Source organism: Porphyrobacter sp. HT-58-2, assembly GCF_002952215.1.
Lineage (GTDB): Bacteria > Pseudomonadota > Alphaproteobacteria > Sphingomonadales > Sphingomonadaceae > Erythrobacter.
In genome coordinates, this window is the sequence record NZ_CP022600.1 from 3030878 (window position 1) to 3046655 (window position 15778).

A 15778-nucleotide genomic window follows, 5' to 3' on the forward strand; every position below is an offset into this window, starting at 1 on the left:
CCGGCTCAGAACCCGCTGATGCTGGCGACCAGTCTGGGCGCGCCGAAGATGATGAAAACGCCGATGATCACTGTCGCCCCGTAACGCCAGTTCATCCGGCCGGTCAGCATCATGAAGCCCACGCCGGCAACCGCCATGACAGCAAGGCTGGTGGCGATCGGCCCGAGCAGGATGCCCTGCATCCAGGAAAGCGCGTTGGTGATGGGGTCTCCCCCCTGCCCCGCAGCGGCCTGCGCAAAGGCGGCGGACGGGGTCAGCGCCAGCGTCAGCAGGGCAAGAAGGCGGGCGGAAATGCGGAACTGCGACATCATTTTGCGATCATTCTTTCATGTGATGTTGCCCGGCAGATCATTGACCGGCCGGACGCGAATGGTTGGCAAGCCGCCCCATGATGGCGGCAACATACTGCTTTGTCTCGCGGATATTGGGAATGCCCCCAGCGCGCTCGACCCGGCCCGGCCCGGCATTATAGGCCGCCAGCGCCTTTTCCAGATCGCCGTCAAACCGATCGAGCTGTTCGCGCAGATAGCGCGCCCCGCCTTCAAGGTTCGCATAGGGATCGCGCGGATCTACCCCGAGATAGCGCGCCGTGCCGGGCATCAGCTGCGCCAGCCCCTGCGCCCCGACCGGGGAGACGGCGCTCTCGTTCCAGCGGCTTTCCTGCCACACCAGCGCCTCAAGCAGGCTGGGAGACAGATCGAACCGCTGGCTGAGCTCGGCAATCTTGGCCGAATAGCGCGGGGGAATGCCGGCCGCGTGGCGGGCGGGATCGGCAATGGCATGATCGGGCAGTGCGGGGATTTCGGCAAGGTCGGCGGCGGTCAGCGGCGCACGCGCGGGATCGACCACGGCCGGCTGTCCGGCAAGCGGCCCTGCCACCCAGCGCGCGCCGTCCGAGCCCAGTTCCAGCACATCGGCCCGGCCCTCAGCCGCAAGCCCGACCGCAGCAGCAACAATCATGACGCGGCAAGCCGCGGCGAGAATCATGTCTCGGCCCTCCAGAATGACCCCCTTTGTCTATCCTAAATGACAGGCGGGTGACAGTCTTGCGAAAGCCAGAGCCCGCGATGCGCGCTCGGCCGTGGCGCCGGACAGCAAAACGGGCGAGCCGCCTGTGGCAGCCCGCCCGTGATGCGCATCGGTGCGGCCCGCAGGCCGCGAATCAGCCGCGTATCTCAATCGCGATAGGTCAGCTGTTCGCTGCGCGCCGCGGCAGGACGAAACTCGCCGCGCTCCAGCATCTTGAGCGCCTTGCGCGCAAGACGCCGCGAATCGGTCGCGGTGCCATCGGCAGTATCGAGCTCGATCACTTCATGACACGCCAGCGCCTGTTCGAAGGCAGCGCGTGCCTTGGCGTCATGGCCCGCCTGCGCATAGGCAATCCCGAGATTGATCAGCACGGCTGCATCATGCGGCGCCGCAATGCTCGCGCGTTCAAGCGTGGCGAGCGCCTGCTCGGCCTTCCCGGCAGCGAGCGGCTGGACGGCAAGCTCAGGCGCAGCTGCGGAGGCGAAGGGCGTTGCGGCAAACAGCGCGAGCGCGAAGGCGGTAACGGACATCGGCATGGCTCCTCTATCATCGAGCTGCATGATGACTCGCCTTGGCCGTGGATGCAACAAAACTGTAATATTGTAATTTTTCTGTAATTTATAGTCTCAAATGCGTGTTTTTTAACCCTTTTTATATGACATTTTGAACGTTTTAGGCCCGATCCGGTGTCGGCGAATTTTGTCATATTTGTCTTTCTTCGGTCATAATCGCGCAACTGCAACACGACTGTAATGCTGCAAGAATTCTGACACGCCCGCCCCCTAGCGACCCCTCAGCGCATCACGTCACGCGCCATTTCGATTCTCGGCTCATTAGGGGACCATCGCTCGTGAAAAACATTCAACGCACTCTGATCTTGGGTTGCAGCCTTGTTGCTTTGGCAGGTTGCGGCGCGGATGAAATCGTCTCGCCCGGCACGAGCGGCGACATCATCATCAACAACCCGCCCCCGGCCCCTGCCCCGACGCCGACCCCCACGCCGACCCAGTCGCTGGTCACGCCGGCGGCCGGTTGCCCCACTATCGCCACGCCGGGCGGTCTGACCGATGCCGGCACCCTGTCCGGCCCGACCGGCGAGTATCGCGTGTGCCGCCTGCCGGCGCGCTTTACCACCACCGATACGCTGCCGTTCATCCGCGGCCTCGTCTATCAGATCCCCGGCCGTGTCGAAGTGGGCGAGGATCGCGGCTTTGCCAGCACCGGCAACGCTGTCACCCTGACGGTCCAGCCGGGCGTGATTCTGTTCGGCCAGCAGGACTCCTATCTGGTGGTCAACCGCGGCAACCAGATCCAGTCGAACGGCACCGCTGATCGCCCGATCATCTGGACCAGCCGCGATAACATCCAGGGTCTGACCGACGACAACAGCCAGCAGCAGTGGGGCGGCGTCGTGCTGCTCGGCCGCGCGCCGCACTCGGATTGCTCGACCGGCGTGTTCAACACCGCTGCCAACCCCAATGCCAACCCGACCTGCGAAGGTCGCCTGGAAGGTGCGGCAGTCGCCACCCCGTTCGGCGGTGCCAACCGCAATGACAGCTCGGGCTCGTTCCGCTTCAACCAGATCCGCTTTTCGGGCTTTGAACTGGCCCCGAACAACGAATTGCAGGCGCTGACCACCGGCGGCGCAGGTTCGGGGACGGTGATCGAGAACCTCGTCTCGTTCAACAGCTCGGATGACGGCGTCGAGTTCTTCGGCGGCGTGCTCAACATGCGCAACTTCGCGATCATCGGTGCTTCGGACGATTCGCTTGACGTCGACACCGGTGCCGACGTCAATCTCGACACCGTGATCGTCGTGCAGCGCCAGACCACCGGTGACCGCGTCATTGAGCTGGATTCGCCCAACGTGGCTGACCGTACGCCCTCGAACGCGATCCCGCAGACCCGCTTCCAGGTGAACAACTTCACCTTCGTCGTGCGTGACGGCGCTCCGCAGGCCGTGCAGGCGCGCGGCGGTGCGGCGCTTGGCCTTACCAACGGCGTGATCAATGCCGGGAACAACCACTGCTTCCAGCTCGACGAGCCGACCACGCTGGCGGCGCTGATCGGGATCGATTCGGTGGTGGGCGACTGCCCGACCGGCAACATTGCGCGCGGCGGTGGCGGCAACACCAATGAACAGGCGCTGGCGGCAGTCAATGCCGGCACCAACAACAACTTCGCCTTCACCATCACCCTGACCAACAATGTGGTCAACGGGACGGGCGAAGCGGGCCGCACTGCCTTCAACGCCAACAGCCGGTCGACCTTCTTCCCGACCCGCAGCTTCATCGGCGCGGTGGAGAATGCTGCTGCGCTGGCCAGCACCTTCGGCAACTGGACCTGCAACTCGTCGATCCAGAACTTCAACAGTTCGACCGGCGCCTGCACCTCGCTGCCTGTCTACCCGGTCTGATCCGGGCCCATGCAACCTGTCGGGGGAGGTGCCGCTTCATCGCTGCGCCTCCCCTGTTTTCGCATCAAGACTGACCAGATCATCAGGGGGGCTACACCCATGTCGACCGGCACGCGCCTTGCAGGGCTGCTGCTTCTCACCACTTCGCTGACCTTGCCTTCGGTTCTTCACGCGCAGGAAGCGCCGCAAGAGCAAGAGGCACAGTCCGAAGACCTCGGCGAAGAGGATTCCCCGGACGAAAGCCTGCAACAGGCCGACATTTCGGTGCCGGGCGGCGGGATCATCGTGACCGGTCGCCGCAACCGCGATCCGGCGCGCAATTCGGGGCAGGTGCTGAGCGTTCTCTCCGAAGCCGATATCGCCCGCACCGGCGAAGGCGACATTGCCGGCGCACTGGCACGGGTCAGCGGCCTTTCGCTGGTGGGCAATGGCCGCGTGTTCGTGCGCGGGTTGGGTGATCGCTATTCGCTTGCCCTGCTCAACGGCCTGCCCCTGCCCAGCCCCGAACCGCTGAGCCGCGTCGTTCCGCTCGATATCTTCCCGACCAGCGTGATCGCATCGTCACTGGTGCAGAAGACCTATTCGGCCAACTTCCCCGGCGAATTCGGCGGCGGTGTGATCAACCTGACCACCAAGGCCATTCCGTCCGAAGACTTCCTCACCATCAGCATCTCGGGCAGCGGGGATACCGAAACCACCTTCCAGAACGGGCTGACCTATTTCGGTTCGGACTGGGACGGGTTCGGGTTTGACAACGGCAACCGCGATTTCCCCACGGCGCTGCAGGGCCTGATCGCCAGCGGCACGCGCGTCAACGATGCACCGATCGCGGTGCAGCGCCAGTTGGCCGGGCAGGTCATGCCCCTGAACCTCGTCACGCTGCAGAAGAACGACGTGCTGCCCGCGAATTTCTCCGGCAGCATCACCGGCGGCGGATCGTTCGAGATCGGCGACGGCAATTATCTCGGGATCATCGCCACCGCCGGGATCACCAATTCCTGGCGCAACCGCAACGTCACCAGCCAGCAGTTCGGCGATGCCGAAGCGGGCCAGATCCTGTTCGATTCGCAAAACTTCATCACCGACAACAAGGTGCTGGTGAACGGCCTGATCGGGCTCGGGCTCGACATTGGCGAGCACACCATCCGCTGGACCAATCTCTATATCCGCGACACTCTGAAGACCGCGCGGCTGGCCACCGGCACCGATGCTTTCACAGACGTTGCGCGCCCGTTCGATTTCCAGACCCAGCAGACCGGCTGGTTCGAACGCCAGCTGATGGATTCGCAGCTGGTGGCCGAATTCAACTTCGACAAGTTCGAGATCGACCTGCGCGGCGGCTATGCCCGCACCGATCGCGAAGCGCCCTACAACGCCATCGTTCCCTATATCCGCACCAACATCCCCAATGACCCCTTCGGCGACAAGTTCGTGGTGGATGTCGGCGCGCTGATCGGCGGGACCGAGCGCATCCAGGTCGGCTTCGAAGACCTGCGGGAAGAACTGTGGTTCGGCGGCGCGGACGTGACCTTCGAGGTTTCCGACACCCTGTCGCTGACGGCGGGTTATGCCTATTCCGACACCACCCGCCGCTCGATCTCCTTCATTATCCGTCCGCTGCTCGGCTCTACAGCCGACTTGACGCCGGCGCTGCGTGCGCTGGGTCTGCGCAAGCCGGGCGACATCATCAACGGTGCGGTGCTGGCCGAATTCCCCGATGGCCGCCCGTTCTTCAATGTCACCGTATCCGACCCGACCCCCTTCCCGGTGTTCGACGCGGCGCTGACCGTTCACGCTGGCTATGGCCTTGCGCGCTATCGCCCGACCGACCGGCTCAGCATCGAGGCGGGTGTGCGTTATGAAGACGGCCTTCAGGTCGCCGCGCCCGATCTGCGCTTTGGCGGCGGCAACATTGCGACCCCGACGCGCATTGCCAATGATTACTTCCTGCCCTCGGCCACGGTGACGTGGGAGGCGATGGACGATCTCCAGCTGCGCCTTTCTGCCTCGCAGACCATCGCCCGCCCGCAGTTCCGCGAGCTGGTGGAACAGACCTATTTCGATCCCGAATCGAACCGTCGTTTCCGCGGCAACCCGTTCCTGCAGGACAGCGAGCTGATCAACCTTGAAGCGCGCGCCGAATATTACATGGGCGGACCGAACCGGGTGAGCCTTGCGGGCTTCTTCAAGAAGATCGACAACCCGATCGAAAACTTCCTGATCACCGCGCCGGGTATCATCGAAACCAGCTATGCCAACGCGCCGGAAGCCGAGCTTTACGGGGCCGAGCTCGATCTCGCCTACGGGATCGATCTGTCGGACTGGGGCGGGCTTTTCGAGACCAAGCAGTTCCTGATCCTGGCGAATTACACCTACACCCAATCGAGCATTTCGGTCGGCGCGACCGATCTTGCCCCGATCCCCGGTGCGACCGGCCAGGTGGCGAGCCAGCTGTTCGACGACGGAGCACCGCTCGTGGGCCAATCCGACCACGTCGCCAACGTCTCCTTCGGGATTGAGGATCTGGACAAGGTCCAGCAGTTCACCGTGATGTTCAACTATGCCAGCGAGCGTGTGACCCTGCGTGGCGGGGCGCTGCCGGACGTGGTCGAAAACCCCGGCCTTACGGTCGATCTGGTGGCGCGTTCGCAGGTCAAGCTTGGGGGCGTTCCGCTCGAACTGAGCTTCGAGGCGCGCAACATCCTGGGCCGTGACAACTTCGAGTTCCAGGAAGTGAACGGCAACCGCGCCGAGCTCAACACCTTCGATGTCGGCACCACCTTCGCCATCGGGCTGAAGGCCGAATTCTAGGCACACGACATTGCATCGCAAAAGGCCGCTCCCTGAGGGGCGGCCTTTTCGTGTGGCAAATCGAAACGACCAAGAGGCGCAAGGCGCCCGACAGCCCCCGTTTGCTTTTGCCTATTCGCGTGCGCCTCAGCAGGTGCGGACCGGCACGGCGTTGATGATCGCAAGGAACGGATGCGCGGCCCGTTCAACAGGGCCGTCCGCGACAAGCCGCAGATCGCGCCGCAGCATTTCCTCGATCAGGATCTGCAATTGCAGTTCGGCAAGGCGCGCGCCGACGCAGCGGTGGATGCCGTAGCCGAAGGACAGGTGCCGCCGGGCATTGGGGCGGTCCACCAGAAACAGGTCGCCATCCGGAAACAGGCGCTCCTCGCGGTTGGCCGAGACATACCACAGCACCAGCTTGTCGCCCTTGCTGATCCGGTGGCCGCGAAACTCGGTGTCCTCCAGCGCGGTGCGGCGCATGTGCAGCGCGGGGCTGTGCCATCGGATCACTTCGCTGGCGGCATTGGCGACGAGCGAGGGATCGGCGCGCAGGCGCTCCCACTGTTCGGGCCAGCGGGTGAAGGCCTCGGCCAGCGCCGACATCGAATTGCGGGTGGTGTCGTTGCCACCGACGATCAACGTCGCCATGTTGCCCATGAACTCCGCCGCATCCATCTCGCCGAAGCTGCCCGAATGGATCATCATCGACAGCAGATCAGGAGCGGGCGGTGCTGCGGCGCGATCCTGCCATAGCTGGTGGAACCGGCCCGCCATTTCGAACAGCAGCCCGGCGCGCTCGTGCGGGCGATTTGCGATCATGTCGAGCGAAGTGATCGCATCCGACCACACGCGCAGCTTGTCCCGTTCCTCCCACGGGAAGTCGAACAGGATCGCCAGCATGTCGATGGTCAGCGGGATCGCGACCCGCGCCGTCCAGTCGAAGCCCTCGCCGCGGGGCAGGCCATCGAGACAGGCGGCAGTGCGCGCACGGATCGACTCGCTCAGCCGCGTCATTTCCGATGGGGTGAAGGCGGGGGCGATGGTGCGGCGCTTCTGGGCGTGGCGCGGCGGGTCCATCATGATGAAGGATTCCAGATAGGTCGCTTCAGCCGGGTTGATGTCGATGATCGACACCCCGCCATGCTTCGCCTCGGAGGAGAACAGCGCAGGGTTGGCTTCGATGGCGACGATGTCGTCATAGCAGCTCACCGACCAGAACGGGCCGAAGGCGCCGTCCGAGCACCAATGCACCGGAGCCTCGCGCCGCAGCCGGGCAAACATCGCGTGGGCGCTGCCGTCGGCGAAGCGTTCGGGCAGGCTGGGATCGAGCGTGTCGGGGCGGTCGGCGAGATCGAGGGTCATCATCGGGGCTCCTTCACGCCTTGATGTTGCGCGCCATGCGCTCGAAGAACTGGCCGAGCTGCGCGAGTTCGCTGTCGCTGAAGCCGCCAAACAGCTGGGCGTAGATCTCGTCGATCACCTCGCGCAGGCTGCCGAGCATGGCCTTGGCGGTATCGGTCGGCAGGATGCACCACACGCGGCGGTCGGTGGCATGCTGGCTGCGCGCGATCAGCCCGCGCTTTTCCAGCGCGTCGATCGCGACGCCGACACTGGCGCGCTCGATTTCCAGATGCCGGGCAAGCTCGGTCTGAGTCAGCCCTTCCTGCCGCAGGACATAGGCGAGCAAGCGCCATTGGGTGCGACTGAGGCCCTGATCCTGCAAGGCATCGTCGATGATGCGGCGCAGCTGGCGGGGCAGATCCTCAAGCCGGAAGGTAAGCGCATCGAGCGGGGTGAGAACCGGCGACTCGGTCGGGGCGGTGGGGACGAGTTTCATGCCATCAGCATAAAGTGAATACTCATATTGTCAAATGACTTACTAAATGAACAGCAAGCCTTACCCATTGACCTCTATGGGCTCGGTTTCGGAACGGCCAGCTTCGGCAGTCGGCCGGACAAAGCGGCCAGTCGGCACGCTAGGCCCCTTCACCCCAGATCGAAGACATACCCCAGTGATCGCACGGTGCGCAGCGGGTTGCCGCCGCCTGCTGCCTTGATCGCGCGCCTGAGCCGCCCGATCCAGACGTCCACCGTGCGCTCGTCGATCGGCGGTTCGCGCTTGCCGAGCCCGTTGATCAGATCCTCGCGGGTCAGCACCCGGTTGGGGTTTTCGGCGAGGAAGCGCAGCAGGCGGAATTCGTTGGGGCGCAGGGTGATCGGCTCCCCCGCCCAGCGCGCCTGAAGCGCGGCCATGTCGATAGTGAGCGCGCCCAGCTCGAACTTTTGCGATGCGTGACGATCCATGCCGCGCGATTGCAGCGCCAGCACCCGGTCGAGCACTGCTGTGCGCGTGAGCGGCCCGATCACGTAATCATCCGCCCCGGCCCGCAGCGCGCGGCGGCGATCATCGGGATCGTCCTCCTCCAATACCATCGTGACATGCGCTTCAGCCGTGCGCGGATCGGCGCGCAACCGGCGGCACATTTCGAGGCCGGCCAGCTCGTCCATCACCCAGTCGACAAAGGCCCACATCGGCCCTTCAACCAGCCGCCGCGGGCCTTCCGGGCCGAGCCGGTCGAAGGTGAAGCGGCGCTGATCATGGACGAAATCCTCCAGGCTCTCGCCCAGTTCGCCTGTCACGAAAATATTGACGACATCCATGCCCTGATTGCCCCGGTTTGGGCCGGGATTGGCGCAGGCGTGTGACGCGTTTGTGACGGGATTACAGTCGCGTGTCGCAATCCGCGAAAAAGGTCAGGAAAGCGTCAGCCCGCCATCCACCACCAGCGTCTGCCCGGTGATGTAGGCCGACAGCGGCGAGGCAAGGAACAGCGCCGCGCCCGCCATATCCTCTGGCGTGCCCATGCGGCGCAGGGGGATCTTCTTGAGGCTGGCTTCGAGGCGTTCGGGGTGCTCGGTCGTGACGCTCGTCAGCTTGGTCGGGACGAGGCCCGGAGCGATGCCGTTGACGCGGATGCCGTCGCGCGCCCAGGCCTCGCCCAGCGTCTTGGTGAGGCTCGCCGCCCCTGCCTTGGAGGCCGCATAGGCGGGCGTGCCGATGGTCGATTTGAACGCGGCGACGCTGGAAACGATGATGATCGCGCCCTTGGCTTCAGCGAGCGCACGGTGGAAGGCGCGGGCGGCGTCCATCACCGAGTTGAGGTTGATGTCGACCACCTGATCCCACCCCTCGCGGGTAAACTCGGCCCGGCCATAGCGTACGGTGCCCTGACACAACACCAACACGTCCACCGCACCAAAGTCCGCCGCCAGCCGCTCCGCAGCCTCGCGGTCAGTGAGGTCAAGCTGGCGGTAATCGAGCCCGGTGAAGTCGGCATCCTCGGCTTCCAGGTAATCGCCGTAATCAGGCCGCGTGCCGGTGACGGTCACAGCCGCGCCGCGCCCCCGGAACCCGTGCGCAATGCCGTTCCCGATCCCGCTCGACCCGCCGATGACGAGGACGCGTTTGCCGGTGAAATCGAGCGGTTCGGTCATGATCAAATACTCCGCGAGATCACTTCCTTCATGATCTCGTTCGTCCCGCCGAAGATCCGCGTCACGCGCGCGTCGCGCCAAAGCCTCGCGATGGCATATTCGTTCATGTAGCCGGCCCCGCCGTGGAGTTGCAGCGCGACATCGCAGCATTCCCATTGCAGATCGGTGTGCCACAGCTTGGCTGCGGAGGCCTCGTCGGTGGTGAGTTCGCCTGCGAGGTGCTTGCGGATCGCCCAGTCGAGATGCGCCCAGCCGACTTGCAATTTCGCCTTGAGGTCCGCCAGCGTGAACTTGGTGTTCTGGAACTCGAACACGGTCTTGCCGAAGGCCGCGCGCTCCTTGGTGAACTTCACCGCCTCGTCGAACGCCCGCTGCGCTGCCGCCTGCGCGCCTACCGCGATGCTGAGGCGCTCTTGCGGCAGCTCCTCCATCAAGTGCACAAAGCCCATGCCTTCCGCGCCAAGGATGTTGGTCATCGGCACGCGGCAATCATTGAAGAACAGCTCCGAAGTGTCGGCCGAATGCTGCCCGATCTTGTCGAGATTGCGCCCGCGCTCGAAGCCGGGGGTGTCGGCGTCCACCAGAACGAGGCTGATGCCCTTGGCCCCGCGCTCGGGATCGGTCTTGGCGACCACGATCACGCAATCGGCGTTCTGGCCATTGGTGATGTAAGTTTTCGAGCCGTTGATGACGAGGTGGTTGCCGTCCTTCTTCGCCGTGGTGCGGATGCCCTGAAGGTCGGAGCCTGCGCCCGGTTCGGTCATGGCGATGGCGGTGATGATGTCGCCGCTGACCATGCCGGGCAGATATTTCTGGCGCTGTTCGGGGGTGCCGAGACGCTCGAAATAGTTCGCGGTGATGTCCGATTGCAGGGTGAAGCCCGCGGCCGAGCCGAGGTAGGAGAGCTCTTCGGCGACGATGCAGTTGAAGCCGAAATCGAGGCCCAAGCCGCCGTTCTCCTCCTTCACGGTGGGGCACAGCAGCCCCGCCTCGCCCACCGCCTTCCAGACGTCGCGCGGGACGATGCCCTTTTCCTCATGCTCGTCGAGGTTGGGGGTGAGGTGCTCGGCAAAGACCTTGCGGACAGTGTCGCGGAAGGCCTCGTGGTCTTCGTTATAGGCGGTGCGGTGGGCAGTCGCGAGCATGGGGGTCTCTCCGGGCAGATGGGTTTTGATTTGCCACGATTGAACAGCGCACGCGCGCGGGGGTCAAGCGCGAAATTGGGGTTGTGGGCGCGTCCTGTGCTAGCGGCTGGAAGGTTCGTCGGAAGCCTGCCGACGGCCTCTTGTGAGATGGCAGGTGCGATGTGGCCAATATTTTTGATATCCCCTTGTGTTTCTGGCCAAATTGCTGGACATCTACCGAAATTTTTCAAGACAGACTCAAGGTAATAGTATGCGTCCATTGGTAGTTGCCTGCCTGTTGCTCGTTGGCTGTGGTGGGGGCGGTGAAAGTAGCACCCCACCTCCCACTAGCGGCGTCACGCCAACACCCAGCCCGACCCCCACACCAACACCCATACCAAGCCCCTCTCCCAACGTCAGAGTGGAGATCGTGCCGCCCTTTGCAGCCTTGCTCCCCGGGGGCGCCGCAACGGCGGGTCTGGTGCTGGCATCGGATGGCAATTACTACGGTGCCGAGCGGCTCCCCGGCCAAAATCCGTGTCGTCCGGAGATATTCCCCGGGCGTGATTGCGGGGTAATCGTCAGAGTCTCGCCCACAGGTGACAAGACCATATTGCACCGCTTTGGACTGACCGCCGGCGACGAATTCGACCCGGGCCCTCTGGTTCTGGGTGACGATGGCGCATTTTATGGCGCAACCAATAATGGCGGCGCTTTTGGCGGCGGCGGCACGATTTTTCGCATCACCCAGTCTGGCAGCTATACGATCCTGCATTCGTTCAGCGGCGCCAATGGCGATGGGGCCGGTCCCGGATTTCTGACCAAGGGCAGCGACGGCAATTTCTATGGCACCACGGCGTCTGGAGGCGCTAACCGGTGCCCAGCGATCCCATCCGACGGCCCGAATTGCGGAACCGTTTACCGGATCACACCGGAAGGTAACGTGACGATCCTCCACTCCTTTGGGAGCACGGCAAGCGACGGAGTTTTACCGGAAGCGCGTCTTGTAGAAGGGGAGGACGGAAGGCTCTACGGCACGACGCAAATTGGCGGAACCAATACCTGCGGAACCCTCCCCAATTCGTGCGGCACGCTGTTCAGCATCTCCAAGGCCGGCGCGCTTGCAATCCTGCATTCGTTCGGCTCGGCGACAGGTGACGGAATCGTACCGCGGGATTTGATCCGCGGGCCGGGCGACAGCATCGTCGGCTTTACGGTTGCCGGAGGCGGAAGCCGTTGCTCCGTTACCTCGGGCTGCGGAACAGTCTTCACCTTTTCCGCCGGCAGTGGAGTGAGCGTACTTTATGCTTTCGGACAGCAGAACCAACTCGACGGGAGCGGGCCCTCATCCTTGACGCTTGGAACGGATGGCAATTTCTACGGCACGACCACGTCTGGCGGGCAGTTTCAATGTTCTTCCTGTGGGACGGTATTCCGGCTGACTACCGCAGGCCGCCTTACCACCTTGCATTCCTTCGGTCCTGTCAACACGACCCCCAGCAGCCCCACGCTGATTTCGCGATCAGCTAACGGCGTTCTCTATGGGTTCATGCAATTCAACACGAGCTTCGATGGAACGCCGCAGTATTTCAGGCTGACGGAGCTTTAGGCGGCATCAGATCAATCATCAGCCGAGTGCCGCACCCATTTGGTCAGGCGCGGTTGCTCACCACCAGCACGCGTAGAACGCGCCCGTCACGCTTTAGCACCAGGCTTGACCCGGGATCCCGCTTACTCTGCGCCACCGGTCGAAGGACCAAAAAAAGGCAGCGGGGCCCCGGATCAAGTCCGGGGAGACGATGAGGGTATCAAGTCACCCCACAAACGCCCGCTCGATGACGAACTGACCCGGCTTGTTGTTCGCGCCCTCTTCAAACCCGCGGGCTTCCAGATCGGCGGCGTGGTCCTTGATCATCGCCATGCTCCCGCACAGCATCACGCGGTCCTCGTCGGGAACGAAGTGCTTCGGGCCCTTGGACTGCGCGAACAGGCGGCCATCGTCGATCAGGGTCTGGATGCGGCCGGTGGTGTGGAAATCCTCGCGCGTGACGGTCGGCACGTAGATCATCCGCGCGCGGTCTTCATCCTCGAGCAGCGGGTCGCCTTCGAGCTTCGATTCCAGCAGTTCGCGATAGGCCAGCTCGGCGACGTTGCGCACCGAGTGGACAACGATCACTTCCTCGAACATCCCGTAAACCTCGGGATCGCGCACGAGGCTCATGAAGGGCGCCAGGCCGGTGCCGGTCGAAAGCATGAACAATCGCTTGCCCGGCAGCAGCGCGTCGGTGACGAGGGTGCCGGTCGGCTTCTTGCCGAGGTAGATCGGATCGCCGACCTGGATGTGCTGAAGCCGCGAGGTCAACGGGCCGTCCTGCACCTTGATCGACAGGAACTCCAATTCCTCGGCGTAGGACGGCGAGGCGACCGAATAGGCGCGGAGCAGCGGCTTGCCGTTGTCGCCCGGAAGCCCGATCATCACGAACTCGCCCGAACGGAAGCGGAAGCTCGCGGGGCGCGTCATCTTCAGGCTGAACAGTCCGTCACACCAGTGGTGGACATCGGTGATCGTCTCAATGCTGAGCGCCGCGCTTTCGGTGAACTGGTCGCGGTCGATGATGGGCTGGTTCAAAACGGGCCTCGGAATACTGGATCAGCGCCGCGCGGACGCACGGCAGGAATGGAGGCGCAAATGGACGATAGGCGCGCCCCCTTCAAGACAGTTTCGTGATAGGGCCTGAAAGCGGGCCTTCAATTGCGCCAAATCAACCCAGCGTTCAATTCCATCCGGCGCGGTCGAAGATCTTGACCGCGTCGGCCTGCCCCTTGCCGATGGTGGCGACGCTCAGCGTATCGGCCTTGAATGTCCCAAGCTGTTCAACCGCCGAATTGGCCTTCAGCCCGATGGCAGCGGGATATTCGTTGTTGCCATCGGCAAAGTAACGCTGGGCGCTTTCCGAGGTGAGGTATTCGAGGAACTTCACCGCGTTCTCGCGGTTCGGCGAGGTCTTCACCAGGCCAGCGCCGCTGACATTGACATGCGTGCCGGTGCCTGACTGATCGGGGAAGATCACGCCGACCTTGTCGAACATCGCCTTTTCCTTGGCCTCCCCTCCGGCATAGCGGGCGAGGTAGTAGGTGTTCACCAGCGAGATGCGGCACTGCCCGGCAGCCACCGCCTCGATCATCGCGGTGTCATTGCCTTGCGGGGCCTGCTTGAAGTTGGCGACCACGCCCCTCGCCCACTTTTCCGCCTCCCCTGCCCCCTTATGGGCGATGATGCTCGACAGCAGCGAGATGTTGTAGATGTTCGAGGAAGACCGCATGCAGATCTGGCCCTTGAACTTCGGATCGGCCAGATCGGCGTAATTGGCGAGACCTTCGGGCGCGCCCTTGGCCTTGTCGTAGATGATGATCCGCGCGCGGGTCGACAGGCCGAACCACAGGCCTTCAGGGTGGCGCAGGTTGGCGGGGAGCCGCTCGGCAAGCACCTGCGAACCAACCGGAGCGAGAATTCCCGCTTCCTCGGCACGCCAAAGTCGGCCCGCATCAACCGTGATGAGCAGATCGGCGGGGCTGAATTCGCCTTCGGACTGGATACGCTCGATCAGGGCATCGGCATCGGCTTCGATGCGGTTGACCTTGATCCCGGTCTGCTTGGTGAAGTCATCGTACAAAGCCAGATCGGTATCATAGTGACGCGAGGAGTAGATGTTGACCTCGCCGGTGATCGGTGCGGCGCCTTCCTGCGCCTCCTCAGCACATCCGGGCAGCACGGCAAGGCCGGCAAGAGCAAGAGCGGTCAACGCAGATTTCGTCATGGAGAGGAACCTTCGATTACAAGTTGCGAATGACTTGCAGTATTATTACGGGAAGTGCAAGACCTAACTCTGCTGCGCGCCATGCACAAAGGCGCGCACGCTTCCGGGGTCGGGCAGCACGCCGTAGGTGCGTGCCGGATCGACCGGGAGCGCGGTTTCGACGGTAATCGCCGCGCCGTCCGATGATTCAAGCAGGACGCGGTTGCACGGGCCGAGCGGATGCACATCGCGAACCCGGCATCCGCGCGGATCGGCCACCGGCACCAGCCTGTCGGCCTGCACCAGCAGATCGAGAACGCCTGCTTCGCGGCATTCGCCGGAAAGGCTCTCCAGCGGCCACAGGCCGAAGGGGGTGTCCAACCCCTTATCCACCCGCGTCCCGGCAATCACCTGCGCGCCGCTGAAGATCGCACCGACCGCCGCTGTGGCGGGGGCGTCGTGGAGTTCCTCCGGCGTGCCGAACTGGACGATGCGCCCATCCTCCATCACCGCGATCCTGTCGGCAATATCGAGCGCCTCGGCCGGGTCATGCGTCACCAGCACCACGGTTGCCCCGGCCTCGCGCAGCAGGATGCGGCAATCGCGGCGGAGTTTGCGGCGCAGCACGATGTCGACGCTGGCAAAGGGTTCATCCATCAACAGCACCCGCGGGCCCGGCGCCATCGCCCGGGCCAGCGCGGCACGCTGCTGCTGGCCACCCGAAAGCTCATGCGGATAGCGCCTGTCCATGCCCGCAAGACCGACCCTCGCCAGCCACGCATCCGCCTCACCGCGCTGCGACTTGGGCATCCCGAAGGCGACATTGGCGGCCAGCGTCATGTGCGGGAACAGCGCGCCGTCCTGAAACACCAGCCCCACCGGGCGCGCCTCGGGCGGTGGATTGTCTCTGGCATCGGCCAGCACCGCGCCGTCGAGCACAATCGCGCCCTGCTGCACCCTGAGCAGACCGGCAGCAAGGCCGAGCAGTGTTGACTTACCGCAACCCGACGCGCCAAGCAGACAGGTGATCTCCCCAGCCGGGGCGGTGAAGGAAATGTCCTCCAGCGCCCGAACTGCACCGTAAGCATGGGCAATATGACGAAATTCGAGGCTCAATGGCGCTG

General features: G+C 63.9%; 14 protein-coding genes. 3 read left to right on the forward strand and 11 right to left on the reverse strand.

Annotated features, from left to right (window positions below):
• Positions 1 to 5 precede the first annotated feature (5 nt).
• From CHX26_RS14375 to CHX26_RS14385, 3 genes are all read right to left on the reverse strand, one after another.
• The gene (locus CHX26_RS14375; protein WP_104942965.1) at positions 6 to 311 is read right to left on the reverse strand and encodes a TrbC/VirB2 family protein; all 306 of its coding nucleotides are present in this window, start codon (positions 309 to 311) and stop codon (positions 6 to 8) included.
• 37 nt (positions 312 to 348) lie between these two features.
• Positions 349 to 960: a lytic transglycosylase domain-containing protein gene (locus CHX26_RS14380; protein ID WP_104942966.1), complete on the reverse strand. Its 612-nt coding sequence runs from the start codon at positions 958 to 960 to the stop codon at positions 349 to 351.
• A 215-nt stretch (positions 961 to 1175) separates the two neighbouring features.
• On the reverse strand, positions 1176 to 1559 hold the full coding sequence (locus CHX26_RS14385; RefSeq protein WP_172449854.1) for a tetratricopeptide repeat protein: 384 nt from the start codon (positions 1557 to 1559) through the stop codon (positions 1176 to 1178).
• 320 nt (positions 1560 to 1879) lie between these two features.
• On the opposite strand from CHX26_RS14385, the gene CHX26_RS14390 reads away from it, so the two are divergent.
• A complete protein-coding gene (locus CHX26_RS14390; RefSeq protein WP_104942968.1) occupies positions 1880 to 3445 on the forward strand; it encodes a hypothetical protein in 1566 nt (521 codons plus the stop codon).
• A 99-nt stretch (positions 3446 to 3544) separates the two neighbouring features.
• On the forward strand, positions 3545 to 6256 hold the full coding sequence (locus CHX26_RS14395; protein ID WP_104942969.1) for a TonB-dependent receptor domain-containing protein: 2712 nt from the start codon (positions 3545 to 3547) through the stop codon (positions 6254 to 6256).
• Positions 6257 to 6382: 126 nt separating this feature from the next.
• Here the strand turns inward: CHX26_RS14395 and CHX26_RS14400 are convergent, their stop codons facing one another.
• The 5 genes from CHX26_RS14400 to CHX26_RS14420 form a co-directional block, all read right to left on the reverse strand.
• A complete protein-coding gene (locus CHX26_RS14400) occupies positions 6383 to 7603 on the reverse strand; it encodes a cytochrome P450 (RefSeq protein ID WP_233997180.1) in 1221 nt (406 codons plus the stop codon).
• Between the two features lie 10 nt (positions 7604 to 7613).
• Complete coding sequence (locus CHX26_RS14405) at positions 7614 to 8075, reverse strand: MarR family winged helix-turn-helix transcriptional regulator (RefSeq protein WP_104942970.1); 462 nt, start codon at positions 8073 to 8075, stop codon at positions 7614 to 7616.
• Between the two features lie 149 nt (positions 8076 to 8224).
• Positions 8225 to 8899, reverse strand: coding sequence for a response regulator transcription factor (locus CHX26_RS14410; RefSeq protein ID WP_104942971.1), 675 nt, complete (start codon positions 8897 to 8899; stop codon positions 8225 to 8227).
• Between the two features lie 93 nt (positions 8900 to 8992).
• Positions 8993 to 9733, reverse strand: coding sequence for an SDR family NAD(P)-dependent oxidoreductase (locus CHX26_RS14415; RefSeq protein WP_104942972.1), 741 nt, complete (start codon positions 9731 to 9733; stop codon positions 8993 to 8995).
• 2 nt (positions 9734 to 9735) lie between these two features.
• Positions 9736 to 10878 (reverse strand): acyl-CoA dehydrogenase family protein, encoded by a 1143-nt coding sequence (locus CHX26_RS14420; protein ID WP_104942973.1) that lies wholly within the window; start codon positions 10876 to 10878, stop codon positions 9736 to 9738.
• 400 nt (positions 10879 to 11278) lie between these two features.
• Here CHX26_RS14420 and CHX26_RS14425 point away from each other — a divergent pair, with 400 nt between their 5' ends.
• On the forward strand, positions 11279 to 12466 hold the full coding sequence (locus CHX26_RS14425) for a choice-of-anchor tandem repeat GloVer-containing protein (protein ID WP_172449855.1): 1188 nt from the start codon (positions 11279 to 11281) through the stop codon (positions 12464 to 12466).
• 204 nt (positions 12467 to 12670) lie between these two features.
• Here CHX26_RS14425 and CHX26_RS14430 read toward each other — a convergent pair whose 3' ends face one another.
• The 3 genes from CHX26_RS14430 to CHX26_RS14440 form a co-directional block, all read right to left on the reverse strand.
• Complete coding sequence (locus CHX26_RS14430) at positions 12671 to 13486, reverse strand: ferredoxin--NADP reductase (protein ID WP_104942975.1); 816 nt, start codon at positions 13484 to 13486, stop codon at positions 12671 to 12673.
• A 145-nt stretch (positions 13487 to 13631) separates the two neighbouring features.
• Positions 13632 to 14675 (reverse strand): Fe(3+) ABC transporter substrate-binding protein, encoded by a 1044-nt coding sequence (locus CHX26_RS14435; RefSeq protein ID WP_104942976.1) that lies wholly within the window; start codon positions 14673 to 14675, stop codon positions 13632 to 13634.
• A 63-nt stretch (positions 14676 to 14738) separates the two neighbouring features.
• Positions 14739 to 15770, reverse strand: a complete 1032-nt coding sequence (locus tag CHX26_RS14440; protein WP_104942977.1) for an ABC transporter ATP-binding protein — start codon at positions 15768 to 15770, stop codon at positions 14739 to 14741.
• Positions 15771 to 15778: the final 8 nt, after the last annotated feature.

Coding starts and splice junctions, on each gene's coding strand:
- CHX26_RS14420 (WP_104942973.1), bottom strand. CDS start 10,878: ATGCTCGCGACTGCCCACCGCACCGCCTATAACGAAGACCACGAGGCC.
- CHX26_RS14435 (WP_104942976.1), bottom strand. CDS start 14,675: ATGACGAAATCTGCGTTGACCGCTCTTGCTCTTGCCGGCCTTGCCGTG.
- CHX26_RS14415 (WP_104942972.1), bottom strand. CDS start 9,733: ATGACCGAACCGCTCGATTTCACCGGCAAACGCGTCCTCGTCATCGGC.
- CHX26_RS14400 (WP_233997180.1), bottom strand. CDS start 7,603: ATGATGACCCTCGATCTCGCCGACCGCCCCGACACGCTCGATCCCAGC.
- CHX26_RS14385 (WP_172449854.1), bottom strand. CDS start 1,559: ATGTCCGTTACCGCCTTCGCGCTCGCGCTGTTTGCCGCAACGCCCTTC.
- CHX26_RS14410 (WP_104942971.1), bottom strand. CDS start 8,899: ATGGATGTCGTCAATATTTTCGTGACAGGCGAACTGGGCGAGAGCCTG.
- CHX26_RS14380 (WP_104942966.1), bottom strand. CDS start 960: ATGATTGTTGCTGCTGCGGTCGGGCTTGCGGCTGAGGGCCGGGCCGAT.
- CHX26_RS14405 (WP_104942970.1), bottom strand. CDS start 8,075: ATGAAACTCGTCCCCACCGCCCCGACCGAGTCGCCGGTTCTCACCCCG.
- CHX26_RS14395 (WP_104942969.1), top strand. CDS start 3,545: ATGTCGACCGGCACGCGCCTTGCAGGGCTGCTGCTTCTCACCACTTCG.
- CHX26_RS14375 (WP_104942965.1), bottom strand. CDS start 311: ATGATGTCGCAGTTCCGCATTTCCGCCCGCCTTCTTGCCCTGCTGACG.